General features: G+C 50.2%; 17 protein-coding genes. 5 read left to right on the forward strand and 12 right to left on the reverse strand.

Annotated features, from left to right (window positions below):
* Positions 1–236: 236 nt before the first annotated feature.
* From glnQ to rhtA, 5 genes are all read right to left on the reverse strand, one after another.
* Positions 237–959: a glutamine ABC transporter ATP-binding protein GlnQ gene (glnQ, locus tag DT73_RS09350; protein WP_036107528.1), complete on the reverse strand. Its 723-nt coding sequence runs from the start codon at positions 957–959 to the stop codon at positions 237–239.
* On the reverse strand, positions 956–1,615 hold the full coding sequence (gene glnP, locus DT73_RS09355; protein WP_036107532.1) for a glutamine ABC transporter permease GlnP: 660 nt from the start codon (positions 1,613–1,615) through the stop codon (positions 956–958). The genes glnQ and glnP overlap by 4 nt, the downstream gene beginning before the upstream one ends.
* A gap of 79 nt (positions 1,616–1,694) precedes the next feature.
* Positions 1,695–2,444, reverse strand: a complete 750-nt coding sequence (gene glnH / locus DT73_RS09360) for a glutamine ABC transporter substrate-binding protein GlnH (RefSeq protein WP_036107535.1) — start codon at positions 2,442–2,444, stop codon at positions 1,695–1,697.
* 364 nt (positions 2,445–2,808) lie between these two features.
* Positions 2,809–3,312, reverse strand: a complete 504-nt coding sequence (gene dps, locus DT73_RS09365) for a DNA starvation/stationary phase protection protein Dps (protein WP_036107538.1) — start codon at positions 3,310–3,312, stop codon at positions 2,809–2,811.
* A 337-nt stretch (positions 3,313–3,649) separates the two neighbouring features.
* Positions 3,650–4,543: a threonine/homoserine exporter RhtA gene (rhtA, locus tag DT73_RS09370; RefSeq protein WP_036107541.1), complete on the reverse strand. Its 894-nt coding sequence runs from the start codon at positions 4,541–4,543 to the stop codon at positions 3,650–3,652.
* Positions 4,544–4,913: 370 nt separating this feature from the next.
* Here rhtA and ompX point away from each other — a divergent pair, with 370 nt between their 5' ends.
* A complete protein-coding gene (ompX, locus tag DT73_RS09375; RefSeq protein ID WP_036107544.1) occupies positions 4,914–5,423 on the forward strand; it encodes an outer membrane protein OmpX in 510 nt (169 codons plus the stop codon).
* Between the two features lie 83 nt (positions 5,424–5,506).
* On the opposite strand, the gene DT73_RS09380 is transcribed toward ompX, so the two are convergent.
* Positions 5,507–7,090, reverse strand: a complete 1,584-nt coding sequence (locus tag DT73_RS09380) for a phosphoethanolamine transferase (protein ID WP_036107547.1) — start codon at positions 7,088–7,090, stop codon at positions 5,507–5,509.
* A gap of 224 nt (positions 7,091–7,314) precedes the next feature.
* On the reverse strand, positions 7,315–7,443 hold the full coding sequence (gene mntS / locus DT73_RS25465; RefSeq protein WP_072006928.1) for a manganase accumulation protein MntS: 129 nt from the start codon (positions 7,441–7,443) through the stop codon (positions 7,315–7,317).
* Positions 7,444–7,624: 181 nt separating this feature from the next.
* Between mntS and mntR the strand changes: the two genes are divergently transcribed.
* Positions 7,625–8,104: a manganese-binding transcriptional regulator MntR gene (gene mntR, locus DT73_RS09385; RefSeq protein ID WP_036107549.1), complete on the forward strand. Its 480-nt coding sequence runs from the start codon at positions 7,625–7,627 to the stop codon at positions 8,102–8,104.
* Positions 8,105–8,341: 237 nt separating this feature from the next.
* Here the strand turns inward: mntR and ldtB are convergent, their stop codons facing one another.
* The gene (gene ldtB / locus DT73_RS09390) at positions 8,342–9,262 is read right to left on the reverse strand and encodes a L,D-transpeptidase (RefSeq protein ID WP_036107553.1); all 921 of its coding nucleotides are present in this window, start codon (positions 9,260–9,262) and stop codon (positions 8,342–8,344) included.
* Positions 9,263–9,478: 216 nt separating this feature from the next.
* On the opposite strand from ldtB, the gene DT73_RS09395 reads away from it, so the two are divergent.
* Positions 9,479–11,071, forward strand: a complete 1,593-nt coding sequence (locus DT73_RS09395) for an ABC-F family ATPase (RefSeq protein ID WP_036107556.1) — start codon at positions 9,479–9,481, stop codon at positions 11,069–11,071.
* A 76-nt stretch (positions 11,072–11,147) separates the two neighbouring features.
* Here DT73_RS09395 and DT73_RS09400 read toward each other — a convergent pair whose 3' ends face one another.
* Both DT73_RS09400 and DT73_RS09405 read right to left on the reverse strand, forming a co-directional pair.
* Positions 11,148–13,514 (reverse strand): TIM-barrel domain-containing protein, encoded by a 2,367-nt coding sequence (locus tag DT73_RS09400; RefSeq protein WP_036107558.1) that lies wholly within the window; start codon positions 13,512–13,514, stop codon positions 11,148–11,150.
* Between the two features lie 14 nt (positions 13,515–13,528).
* Positions 13,529–14,830: an MFS transporter gene (locus tag DT73_RS09405; protein ID WP_036107561.1), complete on the reverse strand. Its 1,302-nt coding sequence runs from the start codon at positions 14,828–14,830 to the stop codon at positions 13,529–13,531.
* 282 nt (positions 14,831–15,112) lie between these two features.
* On the opposite strand from DT73_RS09405, the gene DT73_RS09410 reads away from it, so the two are divergent.
* A complete protein-coding gene (locus DT73_RS09410) occupies positions 15,113–16,183 on the forward strand; it encodes a LacI family DNA-binding transcriptional regulator (protein ID WP_036108697.1) in 1,071 nt (356 codons plus the stop codon).
* Here DT73_RS09410 and moeB read toward each other — a convergent pair.
* Together moeB and moeA are read right to left on the reverse strand one after the other, a co-directional pair.
* Positions 16,180–16,938 carry a molybdopterin-synthase adenylyltransferase MoeB gene (moeB, locus tag DT73_RS09415; protein ID WP_036107563.1) on the reverse strand — a complete coding sequence of 253 codons (759 nt, stop codon included), beginning with the start codon at positions 16,936–16,938 and terminating at the stop codon, positions 16,180–16,182. The genes DT73_RS09410 and moeB overlap by 4 nt on opposite strands.
* Before the next feature lies 1 nt (position 16,939).
* Positions 16,940–18,172 carry a molybdopterin molybdotransferase MoeA gene (gene moeA, locus DT73_RS09420; RefSeq protein WP_036107567.1) on the reverse strand — a complete coding sequence of 411 codons (1,233 nt, stop codon included), beginning with the start codon at positions 18,170–18,172 and terminating at the stop codon, positions 16,940–16,942.
* Between the two features lie 244 nt (positions 18,173–18,416).
* Between moeA and DT73_RS09425 the strand changes: the two genes are divergently transcribed.
* The gene (locus DT73_RS09425; protein ID WP_036107570.1) at positions 18,417–19,364 is read left to right on the forward strand and encodes an isoaspartyl peptidase/L-asparaginase family protein; all 948 of its coding nucleotides are present in this window, start codon (positions 18,417–18,419) and stop codon (positions 19,362–19,364) included.
* Positions 19,365–19,367 lie beyond the last annotated feature (3 nt).

A 19,367-nucleotide genomic window follows, 5' to 3' on the forward strand; every position in this document is an offset into this window, starting at 1 on the left:
GCGGTGGCGGGGTGAACAGCCAGGCCACGGCGGGCGCGCACTACCGCCAGGGCAGCCTGGACATTGGGGCGAATGCGTTCCACTGGCGTGAAGACGGCGCACAGGACAAAGGCTTCCTGTTAAACCTGACGCACCATTTCTGATAATAAACCGCCTGTAACCGGGGGTAATAGCAAAGGGCGCAACCATTACTGGCTGCGCCCTGTTTAATTAACCGATTAGATTACCTGGCTACATCAGGAAACGTGTTGCAGGAACTCCTGCAAACGCTGGCTTGGCGGGTTCTCAATAAGCTCTTGTGGATTGCCGTCTTCCGCGATGCGCCCTTTATCAATAAAGATCAGGCGTGATGCGACTTTTTCTGCAAACCCAACTTCGTGCGTAACAATAACCATCGTCATACCTTCCTCCGCCAGGTCCTGCATCACTTTAAGCACTTCATGGCGTAACTCAGGATCCAGTGCCGAGGTGGGTTCATCAAACAGCATCATTTTCGGTTTAACTGCCAGTGCACGGGCAATAGCAACACGCTGTTGTTGACCACCAGACAGTTCAGACGGGTAATGATTCGCGCGCTCTGCCAGCCCCACTTTTGCCAGCAGGTCTTTTGCCAGCGCTTCGGCTGCTGGTTTCGACATGCCGCGTACACGGGTTGGGCCAAACATCACGTTTTCCAGCGCAGTTAACTGTGGAAACAGGTAGAACTGCTGGAATACCATCCCGGCTTCCTGGCGAATCAGGCGCTCGTCCACTTTGGGGTCATTTACCTTCAGGCCATCAACAAACAGATCACCGCTGGTTATCTCTTCCAGTTTGTTAATGCAACGCAGCAAGGTGGATTTGCCGGAACCAGAAGGGCCAATGATAACTACCACTTCACCCTGGTTAATTTTTAAATCGATATTATGCAGCACCTGGGTTTGCCCAAAGTGCTTGGAGACATTCTTAAATTCAATCACAGGATTTTCATCCTTTTCTCAAAGCGACGCAGGATAAAGCTCAGAACAAGAGTAATGATGAGATAGATAACTGCTACAGCACTCCAGATTTCCAGTGCCCGGAAGTTACCGGCAATAATCTCCTGGCCCTGACGGGTCAGTTCGGCTACCCCAATGACAATAAACAGTGATGTATCTTTAATGCTGATAATCCACTGGTTACCCAGCGGTGGCAACATACGGCGTAAAGCCAGTGGCATGATGACATAACGGATGGTTTCCCGGCGGGATAAACCTAATGCCAGGCCAGCTTCACGAAAGCCTTTGTGGATAGACAACACTGCACCACGAGTAATTTCTGCGATATAGGCACCGGAGTTGATCATAATCGTGACAACCGCGGCTGTCAGAGGATCGATACGTATTTCCGGGAAAGCCATTGGCAGTGCAAAGTAGATGAACATGACTTGCACAACAATTGGCGTACCGCGAATAACTTCAATAAATACCAGTGCGATGAGGTTAGCGATTTTACCGCCATAAGTACGGGCAAAACCCGCTGCCAGGCCAATGATTAAACCACCAATTAACCCGAGGACAGAGATCCACAAGGTTAATCTTGCGCCTTCCATTAAGGCGGGGATGGCAGGCCAAATGGCGCTCCAGTCAAACTGCATGATGGGTTCCTGTTACCGTGTTTTTTAAAAATAGCAGGGGCGACCAAAAGAGCGCCCCTGGGACTGCTTTATTTTTTTATTATTTAGGCTCGGTATCGAACCATTTTTTATAAATAGCGTTGTAAGTACCGTTCGCTTTCAGAGTTTTCAGCGCTGCGTTAACTTTATCGCGCAGTTCATCGCTACCTTTCGGGAAAGCAATACCATATTCCTGAGCTTCCAGCGATTCACCTACAGCTTTGAACTGACCATGACCCGCAGTTTTGATGAAGTAAAGAATGTTTGGTGTATCGTGCAGAACTGCGTCGGCACGGTTGGTACCCAGTTCCATATATGCGTTATCGATATTGGGGAACTGGTGCAGTTCTTTGGTTTTGATATGCGCTTTAGCATAATCAACAGAACCGGTACCACTTTTCACTGCAACAATTTTGCCGTCTAAATCTTTAACGCTTTTAATGTCGTTATTGTTGGCTTTAACCATTACTAACAAGCCACTGTGGTAGTAACCATCAGAGAAATCGACCGCTTTTTTGCGCTCGTCAGTGATGGTGATACCTGCCATGGCTACATCAATGTTTTTCGTTTGCAGTGCCGGAATAATCCCGCTGAAGTCCATCGGTTTCAGTGTGTAATCCAGTTTCGCTTCTTTAGCGATAGCGGCCCACAGGTCCACATCAAACCCAACGTATTTATCGCCCTGTTTGAATTCAAATGGCACAAATGCAGTATCGGTTGCCACAATCAGTTTTTTCTCTGCTGCGTGCGAAGAAGAAACAGCAAAGGCCAGGGTAAGTGCAGCCAGTGAGACTTTTAAAATAGACTTCATAGCATTTCCTTAGTTAAACCTTGGGGCAAGCCCCTGCGAAAGCATGCGCAACATGAAAAAATCGTGCCAGATTTACAACATATTGTTTTTGCTTATGAGGGATATGTAACATCGCACAAACAGTGATGCAAGGTGGTATTGATGCACCATTGTGGGGCTTTGTTATGGTGCATTGCATCACTCACCAACTGGGTGGTGGTTTTTGCTGCGTATTTCGCTGAAACAATAGCCGTATTTTACGTTTTTGCAACTGATTAGACTTATCTTATTTACCTGATCCGAAAAAAAAGCGCACTGGAGTGCGCTTTTATGGTGCATGTCGCTTAAGATAACAGCGTAACTAAGCGTTATGGCTGCTGTAGTTTTAATCGATGTTGGACTCGATGAACCACAGGAATTTGTCCAGATCACGGGATGCCGCAGTGAAAATATCCGCCGTATCTTCGTCTTTCGCTTCTGTAATGGCTTTACGTACATCATTTGCCACGATAGCGTAACGATCAGCCAGCTCTTTCAGGTGATCCTGAACGGAATGAATATCCAGCGGATAACTTTTCAGTGGTGTCTGGGTATTGATTACCTGTGTGGTGCCCAGAGCAACCCCGCCAAGTTGTACAGCACGTTCCGCCATGGTATCCAGGTGGTCTGTTAATGCAGTCCTGAAACCGTCCAGCATTTCGTGTACAGCAATAAAATTGGCGCCGCGCATATTCCAGTGAGCCTGTTTGGTGATCAGTGACAGGTCAATAAACTGAATCACCTGACGGTTAAGTAATTCAATAGTGGCTTTTTTATCACTGTCAGCGACATCATTACGCGTATACAGAAGGTCAGTTTTATTCATTTTAACCAGTTTCGCAGTGCTCATTGTCGATATCCTCTCTCGTCAGGTTCCAAATCTCTTACGGAACCAATTATAGCAGTTGCTCAGTAAAGGTTATTTCTGTCACTACCTATCAGTTAAATAGTTATCGCAAATATTGTTTTGTATTTTTATTTTAAATCAGTTGCTTATGTGTTTTTCTTACCAAATTGATGCTAAGTGAATTATCAGAATGTTCTTTATGAATATATCTTCCGGGTGGAGGTTGTGTGTTGCAAAATAAGCTTTCTGCGTTGATGTGATTTGTTTTATTTGAAAAAATAGCCCGTTTGCACGGGCTATTTATGGTGATATATGTCGGGGCAAAAATGAGATGTAAATATTAGTTAATATCAACTCTCTGTATTTGTGCATCACGACGCAGAGTCATAGTTGAGCCTGCAGATGCAACAATAATAGAAATAAGCGCCAGACCCTGAGGCCAGGTGAGTGTTTCACCAAGAAAAATTAACCCAGAAATAGCAGCAAGGGCGGGTTCCATACTCATCAATGTGCCAAATGTACGGGTTGGCAGGCGGGTAAGGGCAATCATTTCCAGAGAATAAGGTATTGCGGTGGATAATAACGCAATACACAACCCCAGCGGGAGTACTCCCCAGTGCCATAACCCGGCGCTGGCCTGAAACATGCCCAGCGGCACAAAGACCGCAGCGGCTATCAGAGAGCCCATCGCCACCGTTGCCGGGCCATGATCAGCCCCTGCGCGCTGGCCAAAGAGTATATACAGTGCCCAAAATGCCCCGGCACCCAGTGCATACAGCGCACCGGCTAAATCCACGCCGGCAACATTTTTCCCCAGAGGTAACAGAAACCATAAGCCCAGCACCGCCAGAATCACCCATACAAAGTCAACCACCCGCCGCGAAGAAAAAAGGGCAACGGCGAGCGGGCCGGTAAATTCCAGAGCCACAGCAATGCCCAGTGGAACGGTGCGAATAGACAGGTAAAACAGGTAGTTCATCCCACCCAGTGCAATACCGTATACCAGCAAAGGGATGCGCTGCTCCGCAGTAAAACGCAATCTCCAGGGTTTAAAGAAGAGAGCCAGCATCAGGGTACCCAAAGCCAGACGTAAGGCTGTCACACCCGGCGCGCCAACCTCAGAGAAAAGTGATTTAGCCAGCGATGCGCCACTTTGAACAGAGATCATGGCAATAATCAGAACAAAAACAGAGAGCAGAACAGATTTTCGGGATTTGCGCAGTTGTGCTGGCATGAGCGTCCTTTCATCAACAGATTTAGTCGTTAGGCCACAAGGCAAAAGCGACGCTTATTCTAGAGGATTTTAGTGGGGCTGGTTGATGTTCTATTGAAAAAAAATGGCGGAAGGCGGCATACAATAGCCATCCATCAGGCTTATGAATATAACGCGCATTAGGAATAATCCTTTATTAATACAAATTATAAGTGATTAATAAACAATCGTTGGTTGGTTTACTTATATGAAAATTAAGGAAAATTAATCTTCAGGAAAGTTTCTGTTACAGGAAATTCTGCTTTAGACAACACAAAACGGCAGGAGTTTCTTCCATAAGTTTGATATATTGGACACTTACGGAATTATTTGAAGCACATTTGAGGTGGTTATGAAAAAAATTGCATGTCTTTCAGCACTGGCTTGCGTTCTGGCCGTTTCCGCAGGTTCTGCATTTGCAGGTACCAGCACTGTTACTGGTGGTTACGCTCAGAGCGATATGCAGGGCGCAGCTAACAAAGCTGGCGGTTTCAACCTGAAATACCGCTATGAATTTGATAACAGCCCGCTGGGTGTTATCGGTTCCTTCACTTATACCGAAAAAAATCGCAGTGAAGACAGTGTGTACCATAAAGGCCAGTACTACGGTATCACTGCAGGTCCTGCTTACCGCATCAACGACTGGGCAAGCATCTACGGCGTAATTGGTCTGGGCTATGGTAAATTCCAGCAGACTGACTACCCGGAAAAAGGTGACATGAGCGATTACGGCTTCTCCTACGGTGCTGGTCTGCAGTTCAACCCGATCGAAAACGTTGCGCTGGACTTCTCCTATGAACAAAGCCGCATCCGTAGCGTTGACGTTGGCACCTGGATCGCTGGTGTAGGTTACCGCTTCTAATTCCTTTCGGGGAATAAAAAATCCGCCTGATGGCGGATTTTTTTTGCCTGCAATATTGCTATTGCTACACTCTGAATGTGCATTTAGCGCGAACCTGCCCCAAAGCTGTCTTCACCCAGTTCCTGCCAGAGTATTTTTCTTAACTTGAAATTGGTGACATAACGCGGGCCTGCTGAATCTGCAGAGTGAAAGGTGTATCGCCACGGAATCTGTTGGGTTTTAATGCCCGTCCATTGGGAAAAGAACAGCAAAAAATCATTTGCAGAACGTGGTGTTGTATTCACCTTATGCGTTTTGTCATCACTGGACAGTACCAAAAACGGCACCTGATAATTTTGGTGAAACTTATCATCATGCGCAAGATATTGGTTTCGCGTACCACGTTCATGAAACGTTAACCCATGGTCAGAAAAGTAGGCTAAAGAAAAGGATTCACCGCTTTGCTGCAGTTGCTGGTAAAGGTCTCTTAACAGCGTGTCGGTTTGGGTAATGCTCTGCAGGTAGCACGATGTTTCTTCAGAGGTCACAAAAGTGCTGTAACGCCCTTGTGTGCGGTCACAGGCTTTTGGGTGAGAGCCCATCAGGTGCAGCACAATAAATTGCGTTGGCTGGCGCTTGACGGCCAGTACCTGGGCTGTCAGTGACAGGAGTGATGTGTCCTGGCTACTTTGGTTATCTTCAAAGTCGCCATCTTTGAGAAATTGCATTTCGTCTGCATGCCGGGCAATGCTGGCGACTGGCGTGTCGTATTGCCCGATTTTCCCCTGGTTAGAAAACCACCATGTCTGGAAACCGGCGCGATTAGCCAGTGTGACGATATTGTTCTGGTATTGTGGCTTACTGTTTTCAAGCAGGTTTAGTGTCAGGCCAAGGGATTTTTGTGTCGATGCGCTTGCAGAAATGTAGTCAGTGTACAGTACGCCATTGGCATGGCTTGCAAACGGGGTATTATCCCACTGGCCGCCAAACGCACCCAGTGCATCACGGCGGGCACTTTCACCTATAACCAGAACGTAAATATGGTATCGCGCTGCCACCTGGGTAATTTGCCAGGTATCTTTTTGCGTAGCGAGCTGCTGCATCCGTTCGAGCTCGCGCACGACCGACTGGTTATTTTCCACTACATCCTTCACAAACCTCACCACCGGGTAACCGGTGTCTTTCAGGGCGAAAACCCCGCCATACAGCCGGTTTTGCACTGGAGCAATAAAAATGCACACCATACTGAAGGCACAACAAAGAGCGGTAACATAACGTTTTGGTTGTACCGTTGCCCGCGGGCGGCGCAGCGCATAAAACGTCAGTAACAAAATGAGGAGCGCAATAGCGTAACTGTGCCATGGGAAGAGCGTTAAAATCTCGGTCGACTCTTCCATGTTGGTGGCATGCAGTGCCAGTAGTGTGTTGAAGTTGGGGGCACCCCAAATCATGGCAAATGGGTAATAGGATACGGCGAGCAGGCCAGATACCAGAATGAGTACCTTCTGGCTCCTGGGGGAGAAGGTATAAAGCGCAACCAGCAGAGAAGCAAAAGCACAGGCATAGAGAATACTTATGCCGTAACCCATCGCAGTATTAATAAAAAAAGCCAGGACAAAATAAAATAACGGCCAGAAATCAAAAGATAAACGAGTAATGGCGGGTGTGTCTTTTGTAATAAAGCTCATAAGTTGTGCTTCAAAAAGCGCCGTCGAGACCCAGGCGCAAAGGTGTAGGTATGCCTTGCTGTTTCAGCTATCAGATTTTCTTATGCAAGGTGAGGCAAAGATAAAGCGTTGCAGGGCGAAGTTCAACGGGATACCGGCATCCGTTTTGAGAGGAGGGTTACAAATTTGACAATAATATTACAGCTGCGGTGCACAGCAGGCTGACCACAGCCGGGAAGTCATTATCAGGCGCGTTTGTCGTCGCAATTTTGTGGTGTGCTGCTAAGCCGTTCACACAGCAATTGCAACAACATCAGGCGCACTTTAAAAGGAGAATGGCTGAACACGTTTAGGCACCTCTTAACTTCATTCATTGTGACCTCCCTGGTGGCATCTGTAGGGTTACCGGCTTTCCGTGCTGGTTGTGTTATATACAGATATAGCACGAGCTATATTATATAGCTATGGCTATTTATGTTTTTTTTGCGTCGGGGCCTGGCTGGATTACAATGACAGCCCCGTGATGACACCATCGCGAAAGAAAGAGGAAGCACTATGGTCCGTCGCGCCGGAAAAAATAATACGGATAGCGCCACTCAACTGGTTAATGTTGAGGAGCATGTTGAGGGTTTTCGCCAGGTACGGGAAGCGCACCGGCGGGAGCTGGTTGATGATTATGTTGAGCTTATTTCTGATTTGATTCGCGAAGTAGGGGAAGCCCGTCAGGTTGATATGGCGGCGCGTTTGGGGGTTTCTCAGCCTACTGTTGCAAAAATGCTTAAGCGTATTGCTGGCATGGGGTTAATTGAGCAGATTCCCTGGCGCGGAATCTTTCTGACACCCGAAGGGGAAGCGCTGGCACAGGAAAACCGGGAGCGTCACCACATTGTGGAGCACTTTTTATTAGCGCTGGGGATAAGCCCGGAGACTGCCCGGGTGGATGCGGAAGGTATGGAGCACCATGTCAGCGAGGAAACCCTGGCGGCATTTGCGCGTTTCACCCAACAGCAGCAGCGCGAACAGGAACCTTGCTGAAAGCTGAATGCAAAATACCGGCAATAAAAAAGCGGCCCGAAGGCCGCCTGTGTCTGATGACAAACCTCATGTTCGAACAGAACGCCAGGATGTCACCCAATAAGAAACAAGGAAAATCAATTTATTGATTTTCGGCTGTTAACTAAAAAGAAGGAAAAACCACGTTTTTTCCTTCTTTTTCATCAATCAGAGCGGCCCGCAGGCCGCTTTATTTTTTTATAGAGACGCCGCATAGTCTCAGTTCAGGCGAACAGGCATACCAGAGCGTTGCTCGACAGCCTGGCTCAGAACATCCTGGTTAACGTCGGGTTCATTAGTAACAGCCTGGACACTTTTGGTCAGGGCTACTGGAACCACTTCGTTATTGGTCATTTGTGCTTCCGTTGTTGACAGCGGATTATGCACTTCAATGAACCGTGAACCATCTGGCTCGGTGGTGGCTTTTACCGGTTCATCAATAAACTGAACACGGGTACCAACCGGCACATGGTCAAATAAATATTTAATGTCTTCAGCACGCAGGCGCACACAACCGTGGCTTACACGCAGGCCGATACCAAAGTTGGCGTTGGTGCCGTGAATGGCGTACAGGCGGCCAATGTACATGGCGTACAGCCCCATCGGGTTATCCGGGCCTGCCGGAACAACTGCCGGTAGCGGTTTACCCATCTCGGCATATTCAGCATGCATCTTGGCTGTTGGTGTCCAGGTGGGACCCGCTTTTTTCCGCTCAACTTTAGTTACCCAGTTAATCGGCGTGTCTTTACCTAACTGACCAATACCAATCGGCAGTACAACAACCGTTTTGGTGCCCGCCGGGTAGTAATACAAACGCATTTCAGCACTGTTGATAACAATGCCTTCATGGGGGGTATCCGGCAGAATCAGTTGTTGAGGAATGTTCAGCACGGTACCCGGTTTCGGTAAGTACGCATCCACGCCCGGGTTTGCCTCAAGCATGTTGGACAACCCCATTTGGTATTCTGATGCATAGTATTCCAGCGGCTCCTTACTGCCTTCTGGAATAGTAACAACCTGATTTTGACCAATCAAACGGCTGCCGTCGGTGGGCAGGGGATAGGTCACAGCCGAGGCGGTTTTGCAGAAACTCACCACAGAAAATGCTGCCAGTAAAAGAGTACGTAATTTCATGTTCATATTGCGCTATGCAAGTCACGATGCCACTTGGGCCGTTAGTTGAAAAAACAGGTAGTGGCGCATTATAGGTTTATTCTTACGTGCTGGGAATTCAGATGTGGATGAAATCACATTTTTTTTCTTCAGAGGAGAAAATGGAGTGAACCACTGACGGGCGTCATGGCAGGTTTTGTGGCATAATAGATCGTTTGTCACATTTTTTTGGGAAGAGAGCCTGTGTTAGTCACCAGTAATATCACCATGCAGTTTGGCAGTAAGCCGCTGTTTGAAAATATCTCAGTTAAGTTTGGCGGCGGAAACCGCTATGGCCTTATCGGCGCCAATGGTAGCGGCAAATCCACCTTCATGAAAATACTGGGGGGTGACCTGGCCCCGTCTGTTGGGAATGTGTCCGCCGATCCGAACGAACGTATTGGTAAATTGCGCCAGGATCAGTTTGCGTTTGAAGAGTTCACCGTGCTGGATACCGTGATCATGGGCCATGGTGAGCTGTGGGAAGTGAAGCAAGAGCGCGACCGCATTTATGCCCTGGCTGAAATGAGTGAAGAGGATGGCTATAAAGTTGCCGACCTCGAAGTGAAATATGGCGAAATGGACGGCTATTCCGCCGAGGCGCGCGCAGGGGAATTGTTGCTGGGGGTGGGGATCCCTATTGAACAGCATTATGGGTTAATGAGTGAAGTGGCTCCTGGCTGGAAACTGCGTGTGTTGCTGGCGCAGGCACTGTTCTCTAACCCGGATATTCTGTTACTTGATGAACCGACCAACAACCTGGATATCGATACCATTCGTTGGCTGGAGCAGGTGCTTAACGAACGTGAAAGCACCATGATAATTATTTCCCATGACCGCCACTTCCTGAATATGGTCTGCACACATATGGCAGATCTCGATTATGGTGAGTTGCGTGTTTATCCGGGCAACTACGACGAGTACATGACGGCGGCAACCCAGGTGCGTGAACGCCTGTTGGCTGATAATGCCAAGAAAAAAGCACAAATTGCCGAGCTGCAGTCTTTTGTCAGCCGCTTCAGCGCGAACGCATCAAAATCCCGCCAGGCAACCTCCCGTGCCCGCCAGATTGATAAAATCAAACTGGATGAAGTGAAAGCGTCCAGCCGCCAGAACCCGTTTATTCGCTTTGAACAGGACAAGAAACTGTTCCGTAACGCGCTGGAAGTGCAAAAGCTTAAGAAAGGTTTTGATAATGGCCCGTTGTTCAGCGATGTGTCGTTGTTGCTGGAAGTGGGTGAACGCCTGGCTGTTCTGGGTACCAACGGCGTGGGTAAATCCACATTGCTGAAAACCCTGGTGGGTGAACTGGTTCCTGACGCTGGTGAAGTCAAATGGTCTGAGAACGCGAGTATTGGCTATTATGCTCAGGATCACGCAGCCGACTTTGACAACGACCTGACAGTATTTGACTGGATGAGCCAGTGGAAACAGGAAGGTGATGATGAACAGGCCGTGCGCAGTGTGCTGGGGCGCCTGCTGTTCAGCCAGGATGATATTAAGAAACCAGCCCGCGTACTGTCGGGTGGTGAAAAAGGGCGGATGCTGTTCGGCAAACTGATGATGGAAAAGCCGAACATCCTGATTATGGATGAGCCGACTAACCACCTGGATATGGAATCTATTGAATCGCTGAATGCCGCGCTGGAACTGTATCAGGGAACACTGGTTTTCGTTTCCCATGACCGCGAGTTTGTCAGCTCACTGGCAACCCGTGTACTGGAGATAACGCCTGAGCGTGTTATTGACTTTACTGGTGGCTACGAAGATTACCTGCGCAGCAAAGGCATTGAGTAATCGGTTTTTTAGTTAGTAACACGGCTTCCGGGAAGCCTGGAAGCCGTGTTATTTACCCGCATAAACTCTGCATGTTTTAGCGCTTCCAGTGCGTACTTTCCACACCGTTAATGACTAATTTGCGGGTTTCTCCTGCCGGAAGTTTTACATCAAGGCTTTGCCAGGCTGGCTGGTAATCACCTTGTGCAGTAACTGTTAACTGAATTTCTTCGGCAGTGCAGGTCATCACCCAGTTAACCCACAGCGCGTTGCCGGTCTGGTAACCCCAACTTTCACCGTCGTCTTCGAACAACATGCCATGACAACTACCCGGGTTACGCAACGGGAACAGTTGCAATGTGCGCTGGTTATCAGCTTCGGGGTTAACATGGCCAATATTCCCACTCAGTGGCAGGCCAGCCCCTGCCCGCACCAGCAATGGCAGTGTTTCCAGCGGTGCCGGGCGGGTTACCCACTGGCCACCGGCAAACCATTCGCCAGTACAGAAGTCATACCAGCCTGCCTGGTTGTCTGGCAGCCATAATGTTCTTTCCCGAACCCCCGGCTCAACCACACTGGCAACCAGAATATCGCGGCCCAGCATAAACTCATCACACTCTGCGAAGGTTTGCGCATCCTGCTCGTGGTCGAGGAATGTCGGGCGCAGCATTGGCTCATCGTCCTGGTGTGCCTGCCACAATAAGGTATACAAATAAGGGAGCAGGCGGTAACGCAGTGCAATGGCTTCCCGAATAGCTGGCGTAACCGCCGGGTACATCCAGGGTTCATTCACCGTATGGTCATCATTCCATGAGTGAATGGTAAACCGCGGGTGCATGACGCCATTCTGTACCCAACGAACAAACAGTTCCGCGTCTGGTTTATCGCCAGAGAAGCCCCCGACATCATGGCCGACGTTATACAGGCCAGACAGGCTCATCCCAAGGCCCATTCGGATGTTGTAGCGCAGGGTTTGCCAGTTGGTTCGGTTATCACCACTCCAGGTCTGCACGTAGCGCTGCATCCCGGCACAACCCGAGCGTGAAATCAGGTATGGCCGTTTTTCTGGTGCAAACTTCTGTTGGGCTTCCATGGAAGCGCGCATCATCAGTAAAGGCATCACCGGGCGAATATGCTTAATGGCGACAGGTTGCCCAAAGCCAAAGCAGCGTGCTTCCCCATCCCAGACTTCATACTCGTTATTGTCATTCCAGGTGGAATCGATGCCTTTTTCCAGTAACTGGCGGGTAACGCCTTCCTGCCACCAGGCAATCGTGGCGGGGTTAGTGAAGTCCAGGTGAGAGCCTTCGTCATCCCAGAAACTGGAACGTTCGGGCTGCCCGGTTTCTGAATCCTGAATAAACAATCCTTGTTCGGCGACCTGTGCATATTGCGGATGATCCTGCAACAGGCAGGGTTTGATATTAGCAGCCAGGCGTAACCCGGCATCATGGAACGCAGCACTGAGTGCATTGGGATTGGGCACTTTGTCGTAGTTCCAGTTAAACACATAACGCTTGTTGTTAATGGAAGTGTAACCCGACGAAAGCTGGAATGAGTCACAAGGAATCGCATGTTCCTGGCACAGCGAAATAAACTGCATTAACTGGTTTTGGGCATCCGGTGCATCGGTGTAATGCATGGTGGAGCCGCTGTAACCCAGGCTCCATTTTGGGCCGAAAAAGGTTTTCCCGGTGAGGCGTACAAAAGCTTTAGTGACATCCAGCACCTGTTTACCGGCAAAAATATAGTAGTCAATATCGCCAGCCTCAGCCTGCCAGCGCCGGTAGGCGGTGTGGTAGTTATCCAGCTCGTTCCCTAAGTCAAACCAACAACTGCTCAGGTTGTCGTAAAACAACCCAAAGCTGATATCCGGGCGGTGGGTAATGGTAAATGGCACGTGTTTATATAAAGGGTCTGTTGACTGGGCGTTATACCCCATGGCATCCAGATTACGCATTTCATAACGCTTGCCGTTGCGAGCCAGGTCGCCAGCTTTTTCACCCAGGCCGTAATAGCGGTCCTGAGCAAACCGGCGCTGGTAGTGGGCAACGCCATCACCATGAGCATTGAGCAGGTAAGCACTGGTTGGCCTGTCGCTTGCCATAAACTGCCACTCGCCTGCTGTATCACGGTAATGCCATTCCAGCCATAACGGCTGGTGAACGGTTACGCGTAACTGCTCACTGGCAAGGGTGAGGGTATCATTCTGTTGTTCTGCCACCATTGAAGGCAGGGTGAACCCGGTGAGCGCATCACGCGGGCGGCCAGAAAACGGGGTGTCTTCACCTCCTGGCGCTACAGACCAGGTGCGATCCAGGCTCCATTTTCCCTGGCGTTTCAGGCTAACCCGGAACATACCCGGTTCTAAAAGAGTGATACAGAGCTGATGCTTTTCCTCAACATCCAGTACAGCCTGGTGCTCATCAATATGCGCAACGCGCCAGTGTTTCAGGGTTTTCATCAGTGACTTATCCTTTAGTTACGTGCGGTGCGGCGTTCAGCAATAAACATCACTAAGAAGACCGCGCCTATCAAATCGAAGAAGCCCATTGCAATGAACAGTGGGTTAAAACCAATCTTGTCGGCAGTCACGCCAATAAGCAGTGAGAACAGGAAGCTGGCAATCCAGGCCGCGGAACCGCGCATGCCGTTTACTGTTGCCATCTGGCCTTTATCAAAGGACTCCACCACCAGGGCACTTAACATGCAGGAGATAATCTGGTGACCAAAGCCGCCAATAGAGATAAGGGCAATGGTGATGTACGGGTCACGGGTAAAGGCAACAATGGCCAGTGAGATCATTAAAAAGGCACCGGTGACTGAACTGGCAACCACGGAGTTGATGCGGGTGCAGCCAAAAAACCGGGTATACACACGAGTCAGATAACCGCTGGCCACACTACCAAGGTCGGCAGCGAGAAAGGGCAGCCAGGCAAACATTGCTATTTGTTTAAGATCCATACCATGATCTTTTGCCAGATAGAGTGGTACCCAGAAACTCAGTACTGCCCAGGCGGGTTCTGCCATAAACGCCGGAATAGCTATCCCATAGAAGCGTTTGTTTTTGGAGACTGTTTTCAGTGCAGTAAAGAAAGGCAGTTTAACTGCAGGCGGTTCGTTATCCTGGCGGATATAGTCCAGCTCAGTACTACTCAGGTTCGGGTGTTTATCCGGGTTGTGGTAAAAAGCCCACCACAGAATGACCCATAACACAGCCAGCACGCCGGTAAACATAAAAGCACCCTGCCAGCCGAATGATGCATGGGCGAAATAGATAATCGGCGGGGCGAGCATGGCACCAATTGAAAAGCCAACGCCTGCCCAGCCAGCCGCAACCGGGCGTTCTGATTTCGGGAACCACTCACCAATGGTTTTGGCGTTTGCTGGTGTGGCTGCGGCTTCAGATGCACCCATCATAAAGCGCAAAATTGCCAGGTGTATCCAGGATCCGGCTCCGGCATGCAGGATACACATCAGTGCCCACACACCCGCACAAACCATAAAGCCTATCTTCAGGCCAATTACATCAATTAACCAGCCACACAGGGGTTGAAAAAGGGTATAGGCCAACTGAAATGCACCGACAATCCACGAGTATTGTTCGGTAGTGATACCCATGCTGGATTTCAGTTCTGGTGCCAGAATGCCAAGAGAATTACGGGTTATGTAGTTTACGGTGACGCCGAGTAAGAACAGCACCAACATATACCAGCGCAGGTTTTTAATGACGCGGCGGGTTTTGCTGACCGCGACAGGGGTATTAATGTCCTGACTCATTTTTTTTCTCCACAAGACGGACGGTAGGGATATGTCTCAGGTGTAATGGTTTTTATCTTGTTGATATTTTTAGCTTATTACTATTATTTACCAGAAAAACTAGTATGGAAGTTAGCTGGTGAATTCACCTTAAAGGAGAAAAAAAGCAGGCAATAGTGGATTTTGTGCAAATATTCTCATACACAGCCAAAATACTTTGTCATGATCGCTAGCAGCCCGGTTATCGTCTTATTTGTAGAAAATGAAAAATTTTTCATTTCACAAACGGAGCAAGATCACAAAATGGATAAAAAGCTAAAAATCACCGAAATTGCTTCCCGAACGCAGCTTTCTGTCAGCACGGTTTCACGTGTACTGGCAGGGAAAGCGAATACCAGCCAGCGCGCCCGCGACCAGGTTATGGCCTGTGCCCGTGAGTTGGGGGTATTTCAGGGAATGGCGGCAGGCAGGTTGTTGCTTAACAGCATTGTGGTGTTTGCGCCACAACGGGCATTTGATGAACGTTCAGATATCTTTTACTACCGGGTGATTCAGGGCATTAGCAAGGCAGTTGCTGCCCATGATGTCCGGTTACGGTTTTGTGCGCTGGAAGAAAACGACAGTGATGCCAATGCATTTCTCAGCCGCATGAATGAAAAAGAGACTGAGGCTGCACTGTTGGTGGGGATCGATGACCCTCATATTCATGACCTGGCGGTTGATATCGGTAAGCCCTGTATTCTGATTAACTGCCGTGACCAGAAAATGCGTCTGCCAGTAGTGGCACCGGATCACGCGTTAATTGGCGCTTTTGCTGCCAGTTACCTGTTCGATATGGGGCATAAGTCTGTCATGAATCTATTGTGCCTGCGCCGTTACACAATGGAGTTACGCCTGGCCGGGATTCGGGACGCCTGGGATGCCCATAATCTGCCGTTTTCTCCGGCAGATAACCTGCTGGTGGCCGACAACTTTAGCGCCGCGGAAAGTGAGCGTATTGTTGCACAGTGGCTTGCCAACTTACCCGCTTCACGTTTACCCAGTGCTCTGTTGGTGGGCGGAGATTTTATGGCATCAGGCGCGGTAAGTGCCTTGCAAAAAGCCGGTTTGCGGGTGCCGCAGGATATATCTGTGATGAGTATTGACGGCTTTAACCTTGCCGCCATCCAGGATGTACCGTTAACCGCAGTGCATGTCCCGCGTGATACTTTGGGCGAAGAGGCCGTGCATGTTTTACAGCAGCGGTTAATTCGCCCGGAAGCCCCGGTCGGGACACTGTTACTCAATGGATCGCTGGCGGTTCGTGACTCTGTGCGGCGTATCCGGCCAGGCAAACGCCCGGCCAGCGTACAACGTGATGGTCTGTATGGCTAACCGGCCGCTGTGCCACAGACTTCACAGCCAGGGTTGCGCGGCAGCCGCATTTCCCGGAACTGCCCGTTCATGGCATCGTACATCAGAATTTTGCCACTCACCGGGGTTCCAAACTGAGCCTGGACTTTAATGGCTTCCATTGCCTGAAGCGCACCAATAATGCCCACCAGTGGAGACATCACCCCGGCTTCCGCGCAGGTGAGCGCATTTTCACCAAACAGGCGGCTCAGGCAACGGTAACAGGGTTCATCCTGTTGCCAGGTAAATACGCTGATTTGCCCTTCCATACGAATTGCAGCCCCGGATACCAGAGGGACTTTGTGGTTGAAGCAACTCTGGTTGATTTGGTTGCGGGCGGTTACGTTGTCTGTGCAATCAAGCACCAGCGTATGTTCCCTGACCAGATTGTCCAGGTCACTACCTTCCAGCAACGCATTGTGCACGGTTACCTGCACCAGCGGGTTGATGGCCGTGAGCGCCTGGCGGGCCGATTCCACTTTAGGCAACCCCAGTGTTGCGTCGGTATGTAATACCTGGCGCTGCAGGTTAGAAACCGAAACCGTGTCGAAATCGAGCAACGTCAGATGGCCGACGCCCGCAGCTGCCAGATACTGTGCCGCAGCACAACCCAACCCGCCCAGCCCGACAACCAGCATATGCGATTCTTTGAGCGCTTCCTGGCCCTCAAAGTCGAAACCACGCAGTGAGATTTGCCGGTTATACCGCAGGATTTCGCCATCGGACAATTCAGCCATTTCAGCCCCCAAACAAGTGGTTAAATAACTCGATATCCACCCATTCACCCGATTCGACATGGCCGCGTTCGCGCTCCAGCACGATAAAGCAGTTACCAGCATGGAAAGAACTGAATACGTGGGAACCCTGGTTGCCAGTACTGCTGACCACTAACTCACCTGCGTCATCGGCGTGTAAAATACCACGCTGGAAGTCCAGGCGGCCTGGTGATTTCTTCAGGCGCTGAGTGGTTTTCACCCGCAGGCGCTTGCCGCCCGCAACACCGGTTTGCCCACTAAGGCGGGCCAGCATGGGTAACACTAATTGGTAGAATGTTACCGCAGCTGAAACGGGGTTGCCCGGCAGCCCACAGAACCAGCTATGGCTGAGCCTGCCAAAAGCGAAAGGCTTACCTGGCTTCATTGCCAGTTTCCAGAAATGGATAGCACCCAGTTCATCGAGAATCTGTTTGGTGTAGTCAGCTTCGCCAACAGAAACACCACCGGAACTGATCACGACATCCGCCACCTGGTCGGCTTTCTGAAAAGTTTCCCGCAGTAAAGCAGGGTCATCCCTCACCGCACCCAGGTTGACCACTTCGTACCCGGACTGTTCCAGCATGACATGTACTGTCAGCCGGTTGGTGTCATAAATTTGCCCCGGGCCTAACGGCTGGCCGGGTTGTTGCAGTTCATCGCCCGTGGAGAATACGGCAACTTTCACTTTGCGTGTTACACAAACTTCACCAATACCCAGTGAGGCAATGACCGGAATTTCCGCAGCCGTAAGGCGCTGCCCGGCTGAAAACACCACAGCATTCCGGGCTATATCTTCACCACGGCGGCGAATGTTTTGATGCAACTTGATGGCGCGGTTAATCACAATGCCAGCGTCACTGGCGTTGACATCTTCCTGCATGATGACGGCATCACAACCTTCAGGTACCGGAGCGCCAGTCATGATGCGTATACATGTTCCTGCAGGCCACTCCCCCGTAAAGGGTTGCCCGGCAAAAGCTTTCCCGGCTACAGGCAATGGGGCACTGGCGGAAAAATCCGCTTCCCGCAAGGCATAACCATCCATTGCGGCATTATCAAAACCCGGGACATCGAGAGGGGAAAGAATATCTTCGGCCAGAATACGGCCAAAGGCGGCGGTCAGGGGAACAATGTCGGTAGCGGAAATCGGTACGATTTGAGACAACATTTGTTCCAGCGCCGTATCAAGGGAAATTAACTCACTGGACTGCGCCATGGTAACGCTCCTGCGCTGGTAAAAGAATGGCGGTTATTATGGCAGAAAATGCCCGGCCACAGAATGGCGAATGATCCGGTCTGGCATGCAGGCAAGTTGATGCCCTGGTTACACTAAATAGTGTATGTAACGAAACTGATATTCGTTACGGTTAGCTATTGCCAAATAAACTACTGACAGTACAGTAACGCATAATAATCACAGGACTATCTCATACTGACGACGTGATTCAGGACAGAGCTCAATGGAAAAAGCGGTGATAGCGATTCATGGTGGTGCCGGGACACTTTCCCGCAGCAATACCAGCCCGGAAACGGCACGCGAGTATACAGAAGCTTTACACCAGACCTTGCTGGCCGGGCAGGCAATCCTTGCGGCTGGCGGCAGTGCGCTGGATGCTGTGACCGAAGCAGTACGCCTGCTGGAAGATATTCCGCTGTTTAATGCAGGAACAGGCTCGGTATTTACTCACGCCGCCACACATGAAATGGATGCCTGCATTATGGACGGCCGGCGGCTTGATGCTGGTGCGGTGGCTGGTGTCCGTTGTGTGCGTAACCCCATTCTGGCCGCTCGTGCTGTGCTGGACAACAGCCCGCATGTTTTGCTGATTAGTGACGGAGCCGAACAGTTTGCCCGTGAACAGGGGCTGGAAATTGTGGCACCTGATTTTTTTTCCACTGCAGAACGTGCCGCGCAACTGCGCCAGGCTCGTGGCCAGGAGCAGGTGTTTCTTGACCACGATGTGCCGGTGCCACCGATTTCACCTGATACCAAGTTTGGCACGGTAGGCGCTGTCGCCCTTGATGCGCAGGGAAACCTGGCCGCAGCAACTTCTACAGGCGGTATGACCAATAAGCGCCCTGGCCGGGTAGGTGATTCGCCGTTACCGGGGGCCGGGTGTTATGCCAATAATGCCAATGTAGCTGTATCCTGCACCGGAACCGGGGAAGTGTTTATTCGCATGCTGGCAGCCTACGATGTGGCTGCACTAATGGAATACAGTGGTGTCAGCCTGCCTGAAGCAGCCGACCGGGTTATTAAAGAAAAACTGGCGGCGCTTAACGGTGAAGGTGGGTTAATCGCCATCGACCGTGAAGGCCATGTTGTGATGCCTTTCAACACGGAAGGCATGTATCGTGGTGTGGCCTGGGTCGGGGATATGCCCAGTGTCGGTATCTGGCAGGAGTAGCCA

The sequence above is a fragment of the Mangrovibacter sp. MFB070 genome (assembly GCF_000705335.1).
Classification (GTDB): domain Bacteria; phylum Pseudomonadota; class Gammaproteobacteria; order Enterobacterales; family Enterobacteriaceae; genus Mangrovibacter; species Mangrovibacter plantisponsor.